Consider the following 3,424-nt stretch of genomic DNA (forward strand, 5'->3'; position numbering starts at 1 on the left):
CGCCTATTTATTTTGGCGAGGGTGGCCAGGAGAAAAAAAGCACCGGGCTCCAACCCGGCCCGCGCAGTTTGGAGCTGCGCAGCACCCTGGTCATCAAATATAGCCGATTTTACGTAGCCGTCAATATTTTCGTCAATCTAATCAATAGAGTAAATAACGCTATGTTATACACAATAGCGTTATTTTGGGGCTAAACGTGAGCGAGGTTCACCGCGTCTGTCAAAACTCATTGAAAGTTTACTGTGAGTTGATAAAAGCGCGGATCGCTCATGAAAATAAATCCCGTCAATGGAATCAGTCTAAGTCGGGTATCGGTTTTTGGAAGGGTACCGCGTGCAAGTGGCGTGCAAATCAGGGCGGGAATGACAGGGAATCGCAAGGAATGGCGAAATGCAAAAACTTACACAAGCCGTTGTATTAAAAAGATAACGTGCCGTATGTCGCTGATTCAAAATAGACAAAAAACGTGACGCACTGGATTTAGGTTCCAGCGGTTACGGCCGTGGGGGTTCGAGTCCCCCCTTTCGCACCAGACACTTACAAATGCCCGTCATGACGGGCATTCAGAAAACCGTTCCATGGTAACGCACAGGACACTGACTTCACGAAACGATGGCTTTCGCATGACCAATTCAACCTGCTGCTGGATGTTCGACGACTCCTTTCATCGTAGTCACGCTCCTTTTAAATGCGACATTGGGTCAGAAAAGCGTTATTCCATTCCTATATATTAATAAACAATGAGCTAGGATCGCACGGATGTCTTTTGAGCAATAACGTTCACAATTCTCATTTACGTATAAACACCCAGTTTCTGTCGTATGGCAATCTTCGCGGTCCCAAGCTTCCCCTGCCCTAAAGCTTGGGGGTAAGATGAAAAGATCGTTCCATCACCTGCGGGAAAACACCTCATGAGCCAAGCCCCCCACTCCACCCTCGATACCAGCGCCCTGACCCAAATCGTTGACGACATGCTCAACCTTGCCCGCGAGCAAGGTGCCAGTGCGGCAGAGGCTTCCGCCAGCACCGGCAAAGGCTTGTCGGTAACCGTGCGCTTGGGGGAAGTGGAATCCATCGAATACCACCAGGACAAGGGGCTGGGGGTCACGGTCTATCTGGGTCAGTCCAAAGGCAGCGCCTCCACCTCGGACTTTTCCCGCAAGGCTTTGTCAGAAACCGTTTCAGCGGCGCTCACCATTGCCCGGCATACGGCGGCAGACCCTTTTGCCGGGCTTGCCGATCCCGAACTGCTCGCCAAGGACTTCCCGGATCTGGACCTTTATCATCCCTGGTCCATAGATGCTGACACCGCCGCTGATCTGGCACGTCGTTGCGAGGCGGCCGCCCGTGACAGCGATCCGCGCATTCACAACTCCGAAGGCGGCAGCCTCGGCACCGGCGAGGGCACGTCGATCTATGGCAATAGCCTGGGTTTCATGGGCAGCAGCCGTTCGTCGCGACACAGCCTGTCCTGCTCGGTGATTGCCGAAGACAGCAAAGGGGGCATGCAACGGGACTACTGGTACGATGTGGCCCGTGCCGCTGACGCCCTGGCGACACCGGAGGCTATCGGTAAGATAGCCGCTCAACGCGCCCTGCGCCGTCTGGATGCCCGCAAGGTGGCCACCACCAAGGCCCCGGTGCTTTTTGAAAACCAAGTCGCGTCCAGCCTTATCGGCCACCTCGCCAGCGCCATCAGCGGCGGCAGCCTGTATCGCAAAAGCTCCTTTCTGGTGGACAGTCTTGGCAAACAGATATTCCCGGAACACATTCGCATTTATGAAGAACCTTTACGGCGGCTCGGGTTGGGTAGCTGCAGTTTCGATGGCGAGGGGGTCGCCACCCGCAACCGCAACATCATCTCCGGGGGCGTACTGGAAGGCTACATCCTCGACAGTTACAGCGCCCGCAAATTAAACATGAAGACCACGGGTAATGCCGGCGGCGCCCACAATCTCACCTTGCAGCCGGGCAAGGCATCTCTGGATGAACTGCTCCGCCAGATGGGGCGCGGCCTGCTGGTTACCGAGCTCATCGGCTTCGGCATCAACATGGTAACCGGCGACTACTCACGGGGCGCGGCGGGCTTCTGGGTAGAGCACGGGGAGATTCAGTACCCCGTCGAAGAGATCACCATCGCCGGGACCTTGCAGGGTATGTTCCAGGGCATGTGCGCCGTGGGCAATGACTTGCTCATTCACGGCAACACCGGCTGCCCCTCCATCCTCATCGACGAGATGATGATTGCCGGCGACTGAGGACAACGGCCACCAGCAGAAGAACCGAACTCAACAGCAGATAGGGGAGACTGCCCCAGCGTCCGAAGGGTGTTTCTCCGGCCATCGGCTGTATGGCCCCGTTCAGGGTGCCCACCACAAACTGGGGCAATTGCGAAACCACCCGTCCATGCGGTGAGATCAGGGCGGTAATGCCCGTATTGGTCGCGCGAACATCGGGCTTCTGCTCCTGCAGGGACTGCATGGCCGCCATCTGCAGACTCTGTGCGGCGGCGATGCTGTGGCCGTACCAGGCATAATCACTGATATTCAAAAGAAAGGTGGCCCCCTCCTCCACGCCCTTGCGCACATCCCGGGAAAAGGACTCTTCATAGCAGATGGTTATACCGGCTTTCTGCCCATCTACAGGCAGGGCATAAGGCCCACGCCCGGAAGAGAAACTTCCCAGTCCCGGTAAAAAATGATGCACCAGCGGCCCGAACAGGCTGGGCATAGGGATGTACTCCCCAAAGGGCACCAGATGCTCTTTCTGATACCAGCGCAAGGGTGCCTTCCCGTCGATTTCCATGGCCGCATTGTAATATTTGTGGCCGGCCTCCTCGGGAATACCGATGAGCAGGATTTTATGGTGCATCGCTGACCACTGCTGCAACTGCTCAATCAGACCGGGCAGCTCCGTCTGAAAAATGGGGAAAGCGGTCTCCGGCAGGACGATCAACTGGGTATCGGGCGGTGTCTGTAAAATCAGGTTTACATAGTGATGCAGGATGGCACTGACTTTGCCAGCATTCCACTTCTCAGTGATGGGAATATTACCCTGCAGCAAAGTCACCCGCAGCAGTTTGCCTGCGGGATGGGTGAAGGGCATCGAAGCCGCCGCCATGGCCACGCCGAAAATCACGAGGAGCGAGGCGACACCCCCCATCAGTACATGACGGGACTGCCGCCGCTGCAGCATATAGACCAGGATGGCCGCCACACCGGCGGTCGCCAATCCCACTCCGTACTGCCCCAGCCAGGGCGCGAAACCGCCGAGGAAGGCATGGGTCTGGGTATATCCCGTCGCCAGCCAGGGGAAGCCCGTAAAGAAATGTGCCCGCGCCCACTCCCCCAAAATCCACAATACCGGCAGGGCCAGCAGCCGGGCATTTCCGACAAAAAAACGGCCAGCCAGCCATAAGGCCAGC

Annotated in this window: 3 protein-coding genes; 2 read left to right on the forward strand and 1 reads right to left on the reverse strand. The window is 56.8% G+C overall.

Annotated elements, in window-relative coordinates; all coding sequences use genetic code 11:
* Together Q0C48_RS01730 and pmbA are read left to right on the forward strand one after the other, a co-directional pair.
* Window positions 1–194 (forward strand): hypothetical protein (locus Q0C48_RS01730; protein ID WP_291520933.1); only part of this gene is annotated, 194 nt, incomplete at its 5' end.
* A 717-nt stretch (window positions 195–911) separates the two neighbouring features.
* A complete protein-coding gene (gene pmbA / locus Q0C48_RS01735) occupies window positions 912–2,258 on the forward strand; it encodes a metalloprotease PmbA (protein WP_291520935.1) in 1,347 nt (448 codons plus the stop codon).
* Here pmbA and lnt read toward each other — a convergent pair.
* On the reverse strand, window positions 2,227–3,424 hold a 1,198-nt coding region (lnt, locus tag Q0C48_RS01740), incomplete at its 5' end, for an apolipoprotein N-acyltransferase (protein ID WP_291520937.1). The two genes, pmbA and lnt, sit on opposite strands and share 32 nt — an antisense overlap.

The organism is Acidithiobacillus sp. (genome assembly GCF_023255755.1).
Lineage (GTDB): Bacteria > Pseudomonadota > Gammaproteobacteria > Acidithiobacillales > Acidithiobacillaceae > Acidithiobacillus.